Annotated in this window: 15 protein-coding genes and 1 pseudogene; 11 read left to right on the top strand and 5 right to left on the bottom strand. The window is 70.5% G+C overall.

Annotated elements, in window-relative coordinates; all coding sequences use genetic code 11:
• Positions 1–114 precede the first annotated feature (114 nt).
• Entirely contained in the window at positions 115–990 is an 876-nt protein-coding gene (locus tag OHA72_RS60915) for a GNAT family N-acetyltransferase (RefSeq protein WP_327005179.1), read from the bottom strand.
• Between the two features lie 237 nt (positions 991–1,227).
• Between OHA72_RS60915 and OHA72_RS60910 the strand changes: the two genes are divergently transcribed.
• The 4 genes from OHA72_RS60910 (at position 1,228) to OHA72_RS60895 (ending at position 4,616) form a co-directional block, all read left to right on the top strand.
• Positions 1,228–1,599 carry a hypothetical protein gene (locus OHA72_RS60910; protein ID WP_327005178.1) on the top strand — a complete coding sequence of 124 codons (372 nt, stop codon included), beginning with the start codon at positions 1,228–1,230 and terminating at the stop codon, positions 1,597–1,599.
• A 56-nt stretch (positions 1,600–1,655) separates the two neighbouring features.
• Positions 1,656–2,408, top strand: a complete 753-nt coding sequence (locus OHA72_RS60905; RefSeq protein ID WP_327005177.1) for an SDR family NAD(P)-dependent oxidoreductase — start codon at positions 1,656–1,658, stop codon at positions 2,406–2,408.
• A gap of 162 nt (positions 2,409–2,570) precedes the next feature.
• Positions 2,571–3,086 carry a gluconokinase gene (locus tag OHA72_RS60900; protein ID WP_327005176.1) on the top strand — a complete coding sequence of 172 codons (516 nt, stop codon included), beginning with the start codon at positions 2,571–2,573 and terminating at the stop codon, positions 3,084–3,086.
• Positions 3,087–3,101: 15 nt separating this feature from the next.
• The gene (locus tag OHA72_RS60895) at positions 3,102–4,616 is read left to right on the top strand and encodes a GntT/GntP/DsdX family permease (protein WP_327005175.1); all 1,515 of its coding nucleotides are present in this window, start codon (positions 3,102–3,104) and stop codon (positions 4,614–4,616) included.
• Positions 4,617–4,819: 203 nt separating this feature from the next.
• Here OHA72_RS60895 and OHA72_RS60890 read toward each other — a convergent pair.
• Both OHA72_RS60890 and OHA72_RS60885 read right to left on the bottom strand, forming a co-directional pair.
• Positions 4,820–6,051 (bottom strand): annotated as a pseudogene (locus tag OHA72_RS60890) (IS4 family transposase).
• Between the two features lie 87 nt (positions 6,052–6,138).
• Entirely contained in the window at positions 6,139–7,785 is a 1,647-nt protein-coding gene (locus OHA72_RS60885; protein WP_327005174.1) for an IS1634 family transposase, read from the bottom strand.
• Between the two features lie 133 nt (positions 7,786–7,918).
• Here OHA72_RS60885 and OHA72_RS60880 point away from each other — a divergent pair, with 133 nt between their 5' ends.
• The gene (locus OHA72_RS60880) at positions 7,919–9,145 is read left to right on the top strand and encodes an IS4 family transposase (protein WP_327005173.1); all 1,227 of its coding nucleotides are present in this window, start codon (positions 7,919–7,921) and stop codon (positions 9,143–9,145) included.
• 203 nt (positions 9,146–9,348) lie between these two features.
• Here the strand turns inward: OHA72_RS60880 and OHA72_RS60875 are convergent, their stop codons facing one another.
• Complete coding sequence (locus OHA72_RS60875; RefSeq protein ID WP_327005172.1) at positions 9,349–10,146, bottom strand: VWA domain-containing protein; 798 nt, start codon at positions 10,144–10,146, stop codon at positions 9,349–9,351.
• Positions 10,147–10,203: 57 nt separating this feature from the next.
• Between OHA72_RS60875 and OHA72_RS60870 the strand changes: the two genes are divergently transcribed.
• From OHA72_RS60870 to OHA72_RS60855, 4 genes are all read left to right on the top strand, one after another.
• Complete coding sequence (locus tag OHA72_RS60870) at positions 10,204–11,790, top strand: methyl-accepting chemotaxis protein (RefSeq protein WP_327005171.1); 1,587 nt, start codon at positions 10,204–10,206, stop codon at positions 11,788–11,790.
• A gap of 199 nt (positions 11,791–11,989) precedes the next feature.
• Positions 11,990–13,867 (top strand): Calx-beta domain-containing protein, encoded by a 1,878-nt coding sequence (locus OHA72_RS60865; protein WP_327005170.1) that lies wholly within the window; start codon positions 11,990–11,992, stop codon positions 13,865–13,867.
• Positions 13,868–13,921: 54 nt separating this feature from the next.
• On the top strand, positions 13,922–14,488 hold the full coding sequence (locus tag OHA72_RS60860; RefSeq protein WP_327005169.1) for a cadmium resistance transporter: 567 nt from the start codon (positions 13,922–13,924) through the stop codon (positions 14,486–14,488).
• Between the two features lie 40 nt (positions 14,489–14,528).
• Entirely contained in the window at positions 14,529–15,536 is a 1,008-nt protein-coding gene (locus tag OHA72_RS60855; RefSeq protein WP_327005168.1) for an LLM class flavin-dependent oxidoreductase, read from the top strand.
• Here OHA72_RS60855 and OHA72_RS60850 read toward each other — a convergent pair.
• On the bottom strand, positions 15,533–15,961 hold the full coding sequence (locus OHA72_RS60850; protein WP_327005167.1) for an SRPBCC family protein: 429 nt from the start codon (positions 15,959–15,961) through the stop codon (positions 15,533–15,535). The two genes, OHA72_RS60855 and OHA72_RS60850, sit on opposite strands and share 4 nt — an antisense overlap.
• A 128-nt stretch (positions 15,962–16,089) precedes the next feature.
• Here OHA72_RS60850 and OHA72_RS60845 point away from each other — a divergent pair, with 128 nt between their 5' ends.
• Both OHA72_RS60845 and OHA72_RS60840 read left to right on the top strand, forming a co-directional pair.
• Positions 16,090–16,599 (top strand): GNAT family N-acetyltransferase, encoded by a 510-nt coding sequence (locus OHA72_RS60845; protein WP_327005166.1) that lies wholly within the window; start codon positions 16,090–16,092, stop codon positions 16,597–16,599.
• Positions 16,586–17,080 carry a hypothetical protein gene (locus tag OHA72_RS60840; RefSeq protein ID WP_327005165.1) on the top strand — a complete coding sequence of 165 codons (495 nt, stop codon included), beginning with the start codon at positions 16,586–16,588 and terminating at the stop codon, positions 17,078–17,080. The genes OHA72_RS60845 and OHA72_RS60840 overlap by 14 nt, the downstream gene beginning before the upstream one ends.
• Positions 17,081–17,089 lie beyond the last annotated feature (9 nt).

Below are 17,089 nucleotides of genomic sequence, written 5' to 3'. Positions count from 1 at the left end.
AGGACCGGTGCTGCCCGAACTCGCGCACCCACGCCGGCTCGCCGCGCTGCCACACCGCGCCCGGGAGCCCTCACCGCCGGCTAGGACCAGGTCGCGGGTCGCCGCGGCGCCCGGCTAGAGGCGCTGCTCGAGGACCTGCCCGGGCCAGTCGACGCCGGTCGACAGCCGGACCGTGAAGGTCTCCGTCGGGGTGAAGCCCTGCCGACGGTACCAGTCGACGAGGGCCTGGTCGTCGCCGGCGTAGCAGTCGACCCGCAGCAGGCCGATCCCGCGCCGCACGGCGAGCACCCGGGCGTGGTCCAGCAGCAGCGGGCCCAGCCCCCGGCCCTGCCGTGCGCGGTCGGTGACGAGGAGGTTCACGTACAGCTCCGGCTCGTAGACGACCGGGATGTTGTCCGGCGCCTCGCCGACGACGAGCGCGCCCACCACGGTGCCGTCGATCTCGGCGACGTGCAGGTGGCCCTGCGGGACCCACCGCATCATCGCGGTGAGCCGGCGCGGGTTGGTCGAGTGCGGCTCGGTGCCCCACTGCCCGGTCCGGCCCAGCCCGGCCAGCCACCGGGTCGCGCCGTCCAGCAGCCCTAGCACGGGCCTGACGTCGGCGAGGCCGCCGGGCCGGATGTGCGCGTCGGCGGCCCGCAGGGGCAGCTCCAGCTCCAGCTCGTCGTGCATTGCGATGCCGTACTCCCCGGTCCTGGGGATCTGCGGCTTGCGGCGCCGGGCCCGCTGCACCGCGCCGGGGTGCACGGCCCGGATGCGCAGCCCGCGGCGCTGGTAGAAGCGCAGCGCGTCGAGGTTGTCGTTGGTGGTGATCAGCCACAGCCGGGTGCAGCCGGCGTCGGCCGCGACCGCCCGCGCCGCGTCCAGCAGGGCCGTGCCGATCCCGCGATGCGGACGCACGGCGTCGATGGTGACGATTTCCAGGCCGGTCGCGGCAATCTCATAGGTGAGAAGTCCCACCCGTTCGCCGGCGTCGTCCTCGGCGACCAAAGCCGGCAGCCGATCCGCGTCACGACCGTTTTCTCCCGTGATGACGTGGACCGCACCGTACGAATGCGTGAGCAATTCTTGCGACCAGGCCAGGTCGTCATCGACTGCGGCTCGTACCAGCACTCGGGCACACTATCCGGAAATCGAATTTTACGGATGCTGCCAAATTCGCGACACTCCAATGTGCGTTCGGTTGGTCCATGATGACGGAGGGCATCAGCGGGGGAGAGGGCGGACTTGGACGGACGCACGCGGGCACGCAGGCCCAGTTGGGCCGTCGGCGTCCTCGCCCTCGTCCTGGCGCTGCTGTTCGGCGCGACCATCGGCGCACCGACGTCCCATGCGGCGATCGCCCACCAGTTGCTCGCACCCGACCACCACGAGCGCGGCTCGTGGTCCGATGGCGGTGACGGCGGCGAGCAGCAACCCCTGATGCTGCACGCCGAGGGCGAGCAGGTCGAGACCCCGGAAGCCGCGGGCCACGCGCTCGCGCAGGTCGCCGCCGGTCTCGCCGCACAGCTGATGCCGGCGTCACTCTCCGAAGCGTTCACGGGTGCCCGTGGGGATCACACACCCGTCCGTTCCGTGCTGCAGGTCTGGCGCACGTAGATCGAACTCCCACCCCCCGTCGTTGTTGGGCAGCTCGACACGGTTGGAGTGATGTCATGTCCGCGATCGCGGACGTTTCCCGCATGCGCTCGGTCTTCGTCACCGGCGCTTCCCGAGGGCTCGGCGCGGCCCTGTTCCACGCGCTGCAATCCGACGGTGCCAGGGTCTTCGGCCTGGCCCGTACCTTCCCCTCCGACCAGCAGGTGCTCGCGGCGCGGCATCCGGCGTCGGTACGGCTGCGCTGCACCGACCTCGCCGAGGCGGTGAGCCTGCCGACGGAGGACGAACTGTCCGCGTTCGTCGGTGAGGCCCGTGCCGAGGACGAGGTGGTGCTGCTGCACAACGCGGCAACCGTCGAGCCGATCGGGCTCGTCGGCGAACTGGCACCCGAGGACGTGTTCGCGGCGGTCCAGGTCAACCTGGTCGCGCCGATCCTGCTGACGAACACCTTCCTGGCCGCGTTCGCCCGCGACCCGGCCCCGCGGCTGCGGATCGTCTACGTCGCCTCCTCGGCGGCGCACCGCAGCTACCCGGGCTGGGCCACGTACTGCGCGACGAAGGCGGGCGCGGAGGCGTTCATGCGCTGCGTCAGCGAGGCGGCCAGCCGCACCTGCACGGTGGAGATCGTCGACCCCGGCGCCATCGAGACGCAGATGCAGCAGACCCTCCGCGAGCGGGGCACCGGCCTACCCGGGCACGCCCGGCTGGTCGAGCGGCACCGTTCCGGCGACATCGCCGACCCGGCGACGGTCGCCAAGCACCTCGTCGCCCTGCACTTCCCTCCGCTGGTGGCCATGGCCCCGTCCTGAGCGACGGGCCCGGCTCGAACGCGTGGGCCGGCCGGTGCGGGCACCGGCCGGCCCACGACCACGGGGAGGAACGGCTCAGCGGCGGGGTCGCCACCATCGACGGGGAATCGACGGCGGTTACCGCCGTGTGTAGTGGACCGGTTGCTTGGGTACGGTGTCGCCATGCCGGACACCCCGCCTCCAGTGATCGTCGTGATGGGTGTTGCCGGCACCGGCAAGACCACCGTCGGAGCGCTGCTCGCCGGCCGGCTCGGCTGGCCGTATGCGGAGGCCGACGACTTCCACCCCGCCGCGAACGTGACGAAGATGGCGGCCGGCGAGCCGCTCACCGACGAGGACCGGGCCCCCTGGCTCGCCGCCATCGGCCGGTGGATCGACGAGCGCGCCGCCGGGGCCACCTCCGGCGTGGTGTCGTGCTCGGGGCTGCGCCGGGTGTACCGCGACCAGCTGCGCGAGGGCCGCCCGCAGGTGCGGCTGGTCCTCCTCGAAGGCTCCCGCGAGCTGATCACGCGCCGGCTCGCGGCCCGCCACGGCCATTTCATGCGTGTGGAGATGCTCGACAGTCAGTTCGCCGCCCTGGAGCCACCCCAGCCGGACGAGGACGTCACGGAGGTGTCGATCGACGCCACCCCCGAGCAGATCGTCAACGAGATCGTGCTGAGGTCGCGCCTGCACTGAGAGAAGGCCGCCGCCATGGACTGGACGTCGCACGACACCTGGCTGGTCACCTGGACCCTCGTAGCGATCGTGGTCGTGGTCGTGCTGATCACGCGGTACAAGATCCATCCGTTCCTGGCCCTGATCCTCGGCAGCGCCGTGGTCGGGCTCGGCGCCGGCCTCGCCGCCGCGAACGTCATCTCCGAGTTCGAGAAGGGCTTCGGCAGCACCCTCGGCGGCGTCGGCATCCTCGTCGCCCTCGGCACCATTCTCGGCAAGCTCCTCGCCGACTCCGGCGGCGCCGACCGGGTCGTCGACACGATCGTCGGCCGCGCCGGTGAGCGCCGCCTGCCATGGGCCATGGCCCTCATCGCGATGATCATCGGCATTCCGCTGTTCTTCGAGGTCGGCGTCGTGCTCCTGATCCCGGTCATCTTCCTGGTGGCCCGCCGGGCCGGCACGTCGATCGTCCGGGTCGGCATCCCCGCCCTGGCCGGGCTGTCGGTCATGCACGGCCTGGTCCCGCCGCACCCCGGGCCGCTGATCGCGATCGACGCCCTGCACGCCGACCTCGGCCAGACGCTCGCCTTCGGCCTGCTCGTCGCCGTGCCGACGGTGATCATCGCCGGTCCGCTGTACGGGATCTGGATCGGCAGGTTCGTCAACCCCACCCCGCCGGCCCGCCTGGTGGCCGCGTTCGGCATCCGCTCGGCCCCCGCCCCAACCCCAGCCCCTGTCCCCGCCGCCGTCGCCGCCGGTGACGGTGCCTCCGGCGGCGTCGCTCAACGGGCGTCGGACAAGGCCGACGACACCGTCGAGCCCAGCGCGCAGGGCGCGGTCGGCGACGACATCGACGTCGACGATCCCGAGGACCGGCCGACGTCGCGCCCCGGGTTCGTGCTGACGCTCGCGACCGTGCTGCTGCCGGTGGTGCTCATGCTCGGCCGCGCCGTCGCCGACATCACCCTCGACAAGGGCAACCGCGCCCGCACCGTCCTGGACTTCCTCGGCGACCCGTTCGTCGCGCTGCTGCTCGCCGTGCTGGTCGCCCTGTTCACCTTCGGCTACCTGCGCGGCTTCAGCCGGCAGAAGGTCAGCGACCTGGTCGCCGGCAGCCTCCTGCCGATCGCCGGGATCATCTTCATCATCGGCGCCGGCGGCGGCTTCAAGCAGACCCTGGTCGCGGTCGGCATCGGCGACGCCATCGGCAAGGCCGCCGCCGCCAGCGGCATCTCCGCCCTGCTGCTGGGCTGGCTCATCTCCGTCGGCATCCGCCTCGCCACCGGCTCCGCCACGGTCGCGACGGTCACCGCCGCCGGGCTCATGGCCCCGCTGCTCAGCCAGCTCCCCGACACCAACACCGCCCTGCTCGCCCTGGCGATCGGCTCCGGCTCGCTGTTCCTGTCGCACGTCAACGACGCCGGCTTCTGGCTGGTGAAGGAGTACTTCGGCATGACGGTCGGGGAGACGTTCAAGACCTGGTCCGCGATGGAGACGATCATCTCCGTCGTCTCGATCGTGCTGATCCTCGCCCTCGGCGTGGTGGTCTAGCCCCAATACCGCTGACTTAGGCGGTCGTTGCCCGTGGTTTTCGCTTGGTGGGGTTGGGTTTGGTGGCTTCCACGATGGTGATGCTGTGATCGGGACGTGCTGGGTCGCGGTGTTGTGCTCGTTTGAGTTTCCAGTTCGACATCTTGCGTTTGATCACTCGCGGGTTGCTGCGGGCGCGGCGGGTGGTCAGGTGCCGCAGGATTTCACGGACGCCTCGGCGCAGTGCCCGGGTCAGTCGTGAGGGGGGAAAACGCCGCTTGGGCGGTGACCTGGCGGCGTACGAGGCGCAGGGTGCGGGTGAATGACACCCGGTCGGGGTCGATGTCGGCGCCGGCTGCGGCGTGATGCATCAGGGTGCGCACGGCGTAGTGCACGAGGAGGAAGCCGTAGATTTCCTGTTCGACCCCGGTCGGGGTCTGCGAGCGCAGGACCATGTCTGGCTGGCCTTGATGGGTTTTCAGTTCATCGAGGGACGTTTCGATCTCCCAGCGTTGGGCGTACAACGCGGCCAGGTCGAGTGCCGGAGCGGCGTCCGGGTCCAGGATCGTGGTGATCAGCCGGTAGACGGTGGCCTGGCCGGGCATGGTGTATTCCACCACCCGCACGGTGATCGGGTCGGCGTGGCGGTTCTTGTCGCGGGCGGCGAAGATGTGCGACAGGTACGAACCGTCGTGCAGTTGCTCGATCACGGGCAGCACGGCAACGGACTTGACCCGCCAGAGCAGGTCCGCGCCGGTCGCGGCGGCTTCCCGCCACAGATCGAAGCCGAGGAATCCACGGTCGGCCAGCAGGAGCATGCCCGGGCCCAGCGCACCGAATAGCTGCTGCGCCAGGACGGTCTCATGAGTGGATAATGGCCCGGTCGTTGCAGCGAAGATGGCGTGGGTGCCACATTCGGCGATCGCCGCGACCCGAGCCTGCGGGTAGGCGCTTCTGCCGTTGCCGCGGCCCGAACCCGGCCGGCCGAAGAAGTCCACATTGGACACCGTGTCGGGCAGATCGAAGGTGGTGCCGTCCACCGCGACCAGGCGCCACTCCCGGTAGAACGCACCGACCGTCGCCGGGGTGGCCACCGGCCGGCAGACCGAGGCGAACAACGCCTTGATCGGCTCCGGGCCAACCGGACCCGGGCCCGGGTGATCGCCGCCGTGGTCGGCACCTGCCACGAACCCCGCCAGCCACGCGCCCAACCGAGGCCCTCGGTCAGCAACCGGGCCACCTCCTCGTAGCCCTGACCGAAGAACAGGCACATCGCCAGGACGTAGTAGACCACCGCCCGCGCCGGCAACAACCGGCTGCGCTGCTGCGTACGACCCGCCTCAGCGACCACCCGATCCACCAACTCCGGCGGAAACGTCGAGGTCAACAACCCGATCGCAATCCGATCCGACAACCGCTCACCCAGCGGCGGTTTCACCTGTCCAGCACGCGGCACACCGCACTGTAGCAGCCAACACGCTTAAGTCAGCGGTATTGGGTCTAGCCCCGTCTTTCGCACATGGTTGTGAGTGGTGGTTTGTGCTCACCAGCGGGGTCGGGTCGGGTCGGTGTTGAGCAGTGCGAGGAGTTGGGCTTGCAGCCATCCGGGTTGGGGGATTCTGGGTGGCTGTTGGTCGTGGGCGGGGATGAGTCGTAGGTCGTGGAGGGCTTGCAGGATGAGTCGGCCGGTGGGTCTCACGGCGCGGTTGTCGTATGCGTAGAACCCGATCATTTCGGTGTTGGGGGCGAGGTTGGTGCGGACCTCGCGTTCGATGAGGCTGAAGATGAGCAGAGCGAGGCAGATGACGGTGATGAGTGCGGTGATCCGCCGGTTGTGCCGCAGGAACATGGGGGCGACTGCGAGGGGTCCCTTGATGGTGGCGTAGCGCTGTTCCACGACGGGTTGGTTCTTGTAGCGGCGCAGGATCTCAGCGGCGTCGGCTTCCTGCGGGGGCAGGTTGGACAGCAGGGCGTACCAGCCGTCGGTGGCGGCCTCGGCGTCGATGGCGGTCTGATCGTAGTGCCAGGCGAACACCGGTTTGCCGGTGTCGGGGTGTTCGGTGACCTGGGTGCGGAGGTAGCTGCTGACGCGGCGGTGCCGGCTGATCTGCTCGGCTTTGGCGGTGACGGCGGCGGTGTCGGGGTGGTGGCGGGTGCCGGCGGTGCGGGTGAGGGTGTCCAGTTCGGTGCGGGCTTTGTCGAGTTTCAACGTGCGGGCCTTGACCGCGGCGGTCTGGTTCGCGGTGGAGTGGACCAGGACCCGGCGCAGTTGGTGGACCGGGTCGCGTTTGCGGGGGCCGGGGATGTCCATGACGTCCTCGACGACCCGGTAGGCGCCGCGCCGGTCTGCGGGCTTCCCGGCGTCGCGCAGCGCGGTGTAGTCCACCGGCACGGCGGTCTGCGGGTCGAGTGCGGCGAACAGCCCGGCCGGGACCCGGGCCGCGGCCAGGGGCGCGATGAACCCGACCCCGGCGTCGCTCATCGCGGTGATGTTGCCGTAGGACAGCAGTTTCGAGTCCCCGACCAGCAGGAACCGGCGGGGGCCGGCCAGAGCCTGCAGGCGTTGCATCGCTTCGACGACCTGAGAGATCTCTCCGGCGCCGCCGTCGTAGGCCTGGTGGAAGATCGGGACACCGCCGTCGGAGGCGACCGCGATCCCGGCCTGGATCTGTTTCAGATCCGTGCGGCGGTCTTTCGGATGCCCCCACCCCGGCGCCGGGAACCCGTCCTGCACCTCGTCGTAGGCGCCGTGCAGCGAGACGCTGGTCATGTCCCAGTGCAGCCGGGCCACATCAATCCCGAAACCGTCGATCGCTGCCGCGCCGACCGACCCGATGATCTGATCCACGTGCGGTGCGATCGCGTCGAGGGCACGGGCCAGACGGTCATCACCGAGGATCGCTGCCGGCAGGCCGTACACCTCCTGGACCGCCCACGCCTGCGCCCACCCAGCGACCCCGACCATCGCCGCAGGGTTCGTCAACCGGTTCCCGATCAGGACCTCGATCACCTGCCCATGCGTCGCATCAGCCAGGTCCCGGATCGGGCAGGCCCGGTCGATGACCCCCGCGATGTCCAGACGACGGCAGAACTCCGCGATCACCGGCAACGACCCCAACCGCTTCTCCAGCACCGGCACCGCCACAATCTCCGCCCGCCGCCCGGACACCACCCGACGACCCCGAGACACCCCACCGACACCCATCCACCGACCTAAACACCCCAACCCGCCAACACCACACACCGCCACTCACAACGATGTGCGAAAGACGGGTCTAGCGCCAATACCGCTGACTTAAGCGTGTTGGCTGCTACAGTGCGGTGTGCCGCGTGCTGGACAGGTGAAACCGCCGCTGGGTGAGCGGTTGTCGGATCGGATTGCGATCGGGTTGTTGACCTCGACGTTTCCGCCGGAGTTGGTGGATCGGGTGGTCGCTGAGGCGGGTCGTACGCAGCAGCGCAGCCGGTTGTTGCCGGCGCGGGCGGTGGTCTACTACGTCCTGGCGATGTGCCTGTTCTTCGGTCAGGGCTACGAGGAGGTGGCCCGGTTGCTGACCGAGGGCCTCGGTTGGGCGCGTGGCTGGCGGGGTTCGTGGCAGGTGCCGACCACGGCGGCGATCACCCGGGTCCGGTTAGGCCCGGAGCCGATCAAGGCGTTGTTCGCCTCGGTCTGCCGGCCGGTGGCCACCCCGGCGACGGTCGGTGCGTTCTACCGGGAGTGGCGCCTGGTCGCGGTGGACGGCACCACCTTCGATCTGCCCGACACGGTGTCCAATGTGGACTTCTTCGGCCGGCCGGGTTCGGGCCGCGGCAACGGCAGAAGCGCCTACCCGCAGGCTCGGGTCGCGGCGATCGCCGAATGTGGCACCCACGCCATCTTCGCTGCAACGACCGGGCCATTATCCACTCATGAGACCGTCCTGGCGCAGCAGCTATTCGGTGCGCTGGGCCCGGGCATGCTCCTGCTGGCCGACCGTGGATTCCTCGGCTTCGATCTGTGGCGGGAAGCCGCCGCGACCGGCGCGGACCTGCTCTGGCGGGTCAAGTCCGTTGCCGTGCTGCCCGTGATCGAGCAACTGCACGACGGTTCGTACCTGTCGCACATCTTCGCCGCCCGCGACAAGAACCGCCACGCCGACCCGATCACCGTGCGGGTGGTGGAATACACCATGCCCGGCCAGGCCACCGTCTACCGGCTGATCACCACGATCCTGGACCCGGACGCCGCTCCGGCACTCGACCTGGCCGCGTTGTACGCCCAACGCTGGGAGATCGAAACGTCCCTCGATGAACTGAAAACCCATCAAGGCCAGCCAGACATGGTCCTGCGCTCGCAGACCCCGACCGGGGTCGAACAGGAAATCTACGGCTTCCTCCTCGTGCACTACGCCGTGCGCACCCTGATGCATCACGCCGCAGCCGGCGCCGACATCGACCCCGACCGGGTGTCATTCACCCGCACCCTGCGCCTCGTACGCCGCCAGGTCACCGCCCAAGCGGCGTTTTCCCCCCTCACGACTGACCCGGGCACTGCGCCGAGGCGTCCGTGAAATCCTGCGGCACCTGACCACCCGCCGCGCCCGCAGCAACCCGCGAGTGATCAAACGCAAGATGTCGAACTGGAAACTCAAACGAGCACAACACCGCGACCCAGCACGTCCCGATCACAGCATCACCATCGTGGAAGCCACCAAACCCAACCCCACCAAGCGAAAACCACGGGCAACGACCGCCTAAGTCAGCGGTATTGGGTCTAGCGCAGGACCCCCGCGGCGGTGGCCGCCGTGACCCAGGTGTCCCACTCGTCGGCCATCGCCTCGGCGAACTGCAGGTCGGTGCAGGTGAGCAGGTCGAGGGCCTCGGTCGAGGACTTGGTGTCGACGTTGTCGAGCAGGCGCTTGGTGCCGTCGAGGTCGTCGAGGGTCTGGAAGTATTCGACCGGCCTGACCGCGAGCAGCTTGAGGAACACCGGATACCGCGACAGCTCGCACACGACCTTGGTGGTGGCGCGCTTGCTGTCGGGGCCGCCGTCGGCCACGACGATGCAGAAGATCGGCTCGGTGGCCTTCTCCGCCTCGGCGAGGACCAGGGCGAGGGCGTCGGCGAGGTTCGTCGTGCCCATCCAGCCGCGGTGGATCTCACGGTCGACGACGCCGCTGTAGTTGTCGACGGTCACATCGACCGTCGGCAGGATCTGGGTGTCGAAGGGGATGACCGGCACGGTCCCGTCGATGTCGATCTGCAGCGCGAAGCCGAGGGCGCGTTCGACGAGGGTCTGCACCGCGCCGGAGTTGTAGTCGGCGCGCATCGAGCCGGAGTGGTCCAGCACGAGCATCGCCTGCGCCCGGATGCCGCCGAGGCCCCGCTTGCTCAGCGCCAGGCCCGCCTTGTCGGCCCGCTTGGCAAGGTCGACGTGCCCGGACTCGCGGACCTTGGCGAGATTGACGGCGGGCGCCCCGGAGGGATCCTTGACGAGGGTCACGGCCCGAGCCGCGGTCAGCTGCGTCCTGCCTGCCATGATGCCGCCCTCCTGGTGGGACCCGTGTTCCATGACGGTATCTCGCAGCTTTCGCCGTGGGTACCGTCGCGACCTGCTCAAATGGGATATATGAGAACCTGGCTCGCGAACCGGTCGGTCCGCACGAAGGTGCTCCTGGTCGTCGCGGTGCTGGGCGCGGTGGCGCTGGGCACCGGCGTGCAGTCGACGGTGCGCATGTCGCAGATGAACCACGAGGCCGAGCTGCTGTACAACGACGGCCTCGTGCCGATCCAGGAGATCAACGACGTGCTGTCGGCGCTCACCGACGTCCGCGTGAACGTGCTCAACCACGGGATCTCCAACGGCGGCGCCGGTGCGGCCCGGTACGAGGAGCTGCTCGAGCGGGGCTACGACACGTTCGACCGGCGGCTCGCCGTCTACGAGGACACCTCGTCGATGCCGCAGCTCGTCGGGCGGCTGCGGGACCTGTTCGCGCAGTTCCGGACCGTGATCGACGAGCAGTTCCTGCCGGCCAGCCGCGCCGGCGACGACGCCGAGGTGACCCGCATCCGCGACGAGGTCACCGGTCCGCTGGTGTCGCAGGCGATCGACGTGGTGACGGAGATCGGCGCCGCCGAGCGGCAGGTGTCCCTCGCCCGCCTGGAGGCCACCAGGCAGGAGTACCGCGACGCGCAGATCTGGACCTGGGGGCTGCTCGCCGTCGGCCTGGTCCTCGCCGTCGGGGTCGCGCTCACCGTCGCCGCCCAGCTGGTCCGGGCGGTGCGCAAGGTGTCCCACGTCGTCACCGGTCTCGCCGACGGCGACCTGACGAGGGTCGCGGACGTGCGCGGCGGCGACGAGCTGGGCACGATGGCGGCCGAGCTCAACACCGCGACCGGGAAGCTGCGCGCCGGGGTCTGCGCGGTCGAGGAGAACAGCGGCGCCCTCGCGAGCGCCGCGCAGGAGCTGTCCGCGGTCAGCAACCAGATCGCCGAGTCCGCGGAGCGCAGCAGCGCCCAGGCGACGACCGTGTCCGCCGCCGCGGAGGAGGTCTCGCAGAACGTGCAGACCGTCTCGGCGGGCACCGTGCAGATGGGCGCGGCGATCGGGGAGATCGCCCGCAGCGCCGCCGAGGCGGCCAGGGTCGCCGGCCATGGCGTGCTCAGCGCCGAGTCGGCGAGCAGCACCATCACCGCGCTCGGGGTGTCCAGCGCGGAGATCGGCAACGTGCTCAAGACCATCACCGCGATCGCGGAGCAGACGAACCTGCTCGCCCTGAACGCCACGATCGAGGCCGCCCGGGCCGGCGACGCGGGCAAGGGCTTCGCGGTCGTCGCCGGCGAGGTGAAGGACCTGGCGCAGGAGACGGCGAAGGCGACGGAGGACATCTCCCGGCGGGTGGAGGCGATCCAGCGGGACGCCACCGCCGCGGCGACCGCGGTCGCGGAGATCGCCGACGTGATCAGCGAGACCAACCAGTACGCGACGACGATCGCCGCCGCGGTCGAGCAGCAGAGCGCGACGACGGCCGAGATGAGCCGCAACGTCAGCGAGGCCAGCGGCGGCGCGGAGCGGATCGCCGGCACCGTCGGCGGGCTCGCCGAGGCGGCGGAGATGACCGCGTCCGGCGTCACCGAGGCCCGGGCCGCCGCCGAGGACCTGGCCCGCATGTCCAGCGAGCTGCGCACGGTCGTGGCCCAGTTCCAGCTGGTGTAAATATTCATACAACGTGGTCCACCCTTCCGGTGGACTGAATTGAATGTGAGCGGCGCTCCTAAACGCACTCACAGGAGTGAATTTGTTAAGGCAGTTGAGCGCTGCTTACAAGAGGTCCGCGCGGTCGGCAAGTCCTGTTTCACACCTCCGTCGTCATTGTTTGCTTCTCCTCGGCAACCGCCGTCTTCAGGAGGAGCACGTGAAACTCGCGTCATTACTCAGCCTGGTGCTGACCGCCGGGGCGGTGACCGTCCTCGCGACGGGCACCGCCGCGCAGGCCGCTCCAGGAGTCACCCCGCCCAACGTCAGCCTGACGCTGGGGCCCGGCCAGTCGGCCGACATCGCCAAGCATGTCGAGACCGCGCCGGTGCCCCCGAAGCCCGACGTCGTCTTCCTCGCCGACACCACGGGCAGCATGTTCGAGCCGATCGCCGACGTGCGCACCAACGCCGCGTCGGTCATGGGCCAGATCGCGGCGGCGCAGCCGAACGCGCAGTTCGGCGTCGCCGAGTACAAGGACGTCGACGACTCGGCGCCGTTCACGGTCCGCCAGGACATCACCGCGAACCAGGCGGCCGTCCAGGCCGGGATCGACCTGTGGAACGCCGACGGCGGCGGGGACCTGCCGGAGGACAACCTCAACGCGCTGTTCCAGCTCGCCAACGGCGCGGTGCACTTCCGCGACGGCGGCACCCGCATCATCGTCATCTTCGGCGACGCCCCGTCGCACGACCCGAGCCTCGGTCACACCCTGGCCGACACCATCGCCGCGCTCAACGCCGCGCACATCCGCGTCGTCGCCGTCGACGTCGGCGGCATGAACGCCGGCGGCCAGGCCGAGGCGATCACCTCCGGCACCGGCGGCGTGTACCTGCCCAACGTGCCCGCCGACGAGGTCAGCGCCGCGATCCTCGCCGGTGTCCAGGCGATCCAGGTGAAGGTCACCCCGGTGCTCTTCGACTGCGACGCCAACCTGTCGGTGGGCTTCGCGCCGGCCGAGAAGACCGTCGACAGCGGCGCCACCGCCGACTTCACCGAACACGTCACCGTCGCGGGGGGTGCCGCGCCCGGCACGTACACCTGCAAGGTCGACTTCAAGGTCGACGGGGTCAGCCAGGGCGCGGCCTTCGTGCAGACGCTGTCGGTGAAGGTCCTGAGCATCTCGATCAACGACGTCGTCGTCGACGAGAACGCGGGCAACGCCACCTTCACGGTCTCGCTGTCGGGCCCGTCCACGGACCCGGTCAGCGTCAACTTCGCCACCGCCAACGGCAGCGCCACCGCCGGTGCGGACTACCTCAGCGGCGCCGGCACGGTCACGTTCACCCCGGACCAGACCAGCCGGCCCGTCTCGGTGCCGATCATCAACGATGCGGTCGACGAGCTCAACGAGACCTTCACCGTCAACCTGTCCGCGCCCAGCGGCGCGGTGATCGCCGACGGCAGCGGACTCGGCACGATCGTCGACGCCGACCGCAACGGCATGTTCTCCTGCACGGCGCAGGTGCTGCGGGTCGGCCCGCTGTCCTCGCCGGCGGCGAACCCGGCCAACGTCCCGTGCGCCGACGACAGCAAGGTCTTCGCCCAGCTCACCCTGAACGCGGGCCTGATCAAGGTCGAGTCGAGGACCCTGGACGCGAACACGGCGCTGACCCCGGACAACCTCAACACCGCACCCGCGGCCGGGGACAACGGCACGGCCAAGGCCACCGTCGAGTCGGTGAAGATCACCGTCGGCGGGATCGCCCCGGTGACGATCGAGCTCGGCCTCATCCAGGCGACCGCGAAGGCGACCTGCGCGTCCGGCCCCGGCGGCCTCGCGCCGGTGCTCACGGGCGCCTCCAGCATCGCGTACCTGAAGATCAACGGCATCGCGGTGACGGTCGGCAGCGCACCGCTCACCGTCCCGCTGGTCATCGGCGCACTCAAGCTCAACGCGACCACGACCACCCCGACCAGCGTCACCCAGCAGGCCGTCGTCCTGGACACCCTGCTGACCGACGTGGTCATCAGTGAGGCGCGCGCCGACATCCACGGCAGCGCCGCCAACCCGACCGGCAACCCCTGCCGCGTCTGACCTCCCGGCACCGTGCGGCCCGTCCCTGCCAGGGGCGGGCCGTATGCTGCGGCGGTGATCCTCACGGCGGCGGCCGTCTTCGCCGGCACCAACGTCGACGATCTGGTCGTGCTGACGCTGCTGTTCATCGCGGCGCGCACCGGTGCCGGCGCCCGGGCCGGCGCGGTGTGGCTCGGGCAGTATCTCGGCATCGCCGCGCTGGTGGCCGTCTCGGCCGCCGCGGCCGCCGGCCTCACCCTGATCCCCGACTCGTGGATCCGCTTCCTCGGACTCGTTCCGCTGGCGTTGGGGGTACTGGGGGCGCTGCGTGCCTGGCGCGCCCGGGGCGGTGCCGCCGACACCCCCGTGATCGCGGGGGGAGTGCTGGCCGTGGCCGGGGTCACCATCGCCAACGGCGGGGACAACATCGCGGTCTACACGCCGCTGTTGCGCACCGCCGGCCTCGCCGACGCGGCCGTCATGGTCGCCGTCTTCGCCGTGCTGGTCGCGGTGTGGTGCGCGGCCGCCGGCTGGCTCGGCGGTCACCGCCGGGTCGTGTCGGCCGTGTCGGCCGCCGGGCCGTGGCTCACCCCCGTGGTCTTCGTCACTCTGGGCGTGGTCATCCTGCTGGACCTGCTCTGAGCGGGAACATCCGCGGGCCCTCCGCTGTTGACCATGGTTTGTGACCGAGATTCCGCTTTCCGTCCTTGACGTCGCGCCCCGGGCCGCCAACGCGTCCGCCGGTGACGCCCTGCGCAACACGACGGAGCTGGCCAGACGCGTCGAGGCACTCGGCTACCGCAGGTTCTGGGTCGCCGAGCACCACAACATGCCCGCCATCGCGAGCTCCTCGCCCGCGGTCCTGCTGGCGCACCTGGCCGCCGCGACGTCCACGATCCGCGTCGGCTCCGGCGGGGTCATGCTGCCCAACCACGCGCCGCTCGTCGTCGCCGAGCAGTTCGGCACGCTCGAGGCGCTGCACCCGGGCCGCATCGACCTCGGCATCGGCAGGGCGCCCGGCACCGACCAGTACACGGCGCTCGCGCTGCGCCGCACCATGGACGGCCTGTCGGCGGAGAACTTCCCGGAGGAGCTGCAGGACCTCATCGCCTACTTCACCGGCGACGACGAGCAGCAGCGCATCCTCGCCTCACCGGGGCGCGGCGACAAGCCCGACGTGTGGCTGCTCGGCTCCAGCGGCTTCAGCGCGCAACTCGCCGGCCTGCTCGGGCTGCCGTTCTCCTTCGCGCACCACTTCTCCAGTGCCAACACGCTGCCGGCGCTGAAGCTCTACCGCGACAGCTTCCGGCCCTCGCAGTGGCTCGACGCGCCCTACGCGATGGTCGCCGTCAGCGCCATCGCCGCCCCGACCGACGAGGAGGCCGCGTTCCTCGCCGGGCCGAGCCAGCTGTCGTTCCTGCGGCTGCGCTCCGGCCGGCCCGAGGCCATGGCGACCCCGGAGGAGGCGGCGGCGTACCCGTACAGCGACCGGGAGCGCGAGTTCATCCTCGACCGCCGCGAAGGGCAGGCCCTCGGGTCCCCGGAGACCGTCCGCGGCCAGCTGACGGAGCTCCTCGAACGCACGCAGGCCGACGAGTTCATGCTGACCTGCATGGTGTACGACGTGGACGCCCGCGCCCGCTCGTTCGAGCTGATCCGGGAGCACGTGGCCCCGCACCTGGTCCGCTAGGCGGCGGCCATCCGCCGGGTCAGCTCGGCGGCCCGGCGAAGCTGCACCGCCTTCGCCTGGCGCAGGACGTACCGCCGCAACAACGACGGCGACTCGACCGTGATCGTCTCGGTGACGTCGGTGCCGTCTCCGGAGGGCGTCAGCGTGACCTCCGCCCGGAGCCGGACCCGGCCGGGGGAGACCACCGCGCTCACCACCGACGGCGCCTGCGGGTCGAGGGTCATCGTCACCCGGATCGGGTTGGTCCAGAAGCGGAACCGCTCCAGCGCGACATACGTGACCCGGTTGCCGTCGGTGTGCACGTCGCGGACGGCGGCGACGAGCGGGGACAGCCCCACGTAGGACCGCGGGTCGGCCAGGTGCGCATAGACCCTTCCGGGCGGGGCGGCCACGGCGAACGTGTGAGCGAAGGCATCGACGGGCATGGCCGTAGACGGTAGCGTGGCCGATTTACCGGCGGTTGGTCGGATGGCGGTCGCCGCGATCATCGGCGAAGATGGCGGGCGATCTTGCGCGTCGCGCGCAGGCTGCCGGCTGAGCGAGGTGAGGCGAGTTGAATAAGACCTGGGTGCGGCTGCGACCGGTGGTCGAGAGCGATCTGGGGATGTTCCGCCGGTTCGTGACGGAGCCTGGGCTGGCCGGACCGGCCTGGTCCGGCTACCGCGAGCCGACCGGCCCGGCCAGGCGGTTCGCCGAGGACGGCTTCCTCGGCGAGCACGACGGCAGGCTCATGGTCGAGGCCGACGAGACCGCCGCCGGCTTCGTCAGCTGGGAGTCGACCGGCACGGGCTGGTCGCGGTACTGGAGCATCGGCATCATCCTGCTGCCGGAGTGGCGCGGCCGCGGCGTCGGCTGGCGCGCGCAGACGCTGCTGTGCGACTACCTGTTCGCCAACAGCGCCGCGCCGCGGATCGAGGCGCGGACCCAGCCGGAGAACATCCCCGAGCAGAAGGCCCTGGAGAAGGTCGGGTTCCTCAGCGAGGGCATCCTGCGCTCCGCGGAGTTCCGCGATGGCGCCTGGCGGGACGTCCTGGTCTACGGGAAGCTCCGTGGGGACCGGTAAACGCGAGTTCTTCGTGTATGAGGTGTACCTCGGCGAGCGGCTGCGCCACCTGGTCTCGCCGCTGGAACCGGACGACGTCGCCGAGCACGGGCTGTCGGCGGAGGCCGTCGTCGGGCTCCTCGCCGTCGGCGTCGACGGGCCGGGCGCGATGCAGCCCGACCACTTCGAGGAGAACCCGACCTTCGTGCGGTTCCTGCACGAGACGATCGGCGACGACATCTTCGTCGTGCACGGCATCCGCGAGCAGGCCGCGCTCGTCGGCGGGCACGGCTGGGTCGACGTGCTCGACGCCCGCACCCCGGACCCGGCCGGCGAGGTCCCCGAGCACGACGTCATCGGCAGCGTCGAGGTGCGCGACGGCGAGCTGGTGCCGATGTCGTACCGGGCGAACGAGCATCACCGCCTGCTCACCGAGGACGGCTTCTTCCAGCTGCCGGAGGAGCTGGAGATGGCGCTGCTGAAACGGCTGCACGCCACATAGGTTCCGCTA

Origin of the sequence: Dactylosporangium sp. NBC_01737 (assembly GCF_035963215.1) — a bacterium.
Lineage (GTDB): Bacteria > Actinomycetota > Actinomycetes > Mycobacteriales > Micromonosporaceae > Dactylosporangium.
This window is presented reverse-complemented; position numbering and strand designations above follow the sequence as displayed.

Excerpts from the sequence above, each read along its gene's own strand:
- OHA72_RS60905 (WP_327005177.1), top strand. The coding sequence starts at position 1,656 with ATGTCCGCGATCGCGGACGTTTCCCGCATGCGCTCGGTCTTCGTCACC.
- OHA72_RS60900 (WP_327005176.1), top strand. The coding sequence starts at position 2,571 with ATGCCGGACACCCCGCCTCCAGTGATCGTCGTGATGGGTGTTGCCGGC.
- OHA72_RS60895 (WP_327005175.1), top strand. The coding sequence starts at position 3,102 with ATGGACTGGACGTCGCACGACACCTGGCTGGTCACCTGGACCCTCGTA.
- OHA72_RS60875 (WP_327005172.1), bottom strand. The coding sequence starts at position 10,146 with ATGGAACACGGGTCCCACCAGGAGGGCGGCATCATGGCAGGCAGGACG.
- OHA72_RS60870 (WP_327005171.1), top strand. The coding sequence starts at position 10,204 with ATGAGAACCTGGCTCGCGAACCGGTCGGTCCGCACGAAGGTGCTCCTG.
- OHA72_RS60850 (WP_327005167.1), bottom strand. The coding sequence starts at position 15,961 with ATGCCCGTCGATGCCTTCGCTCACACGTTCGCCGTGGCCGCCCCGCCC.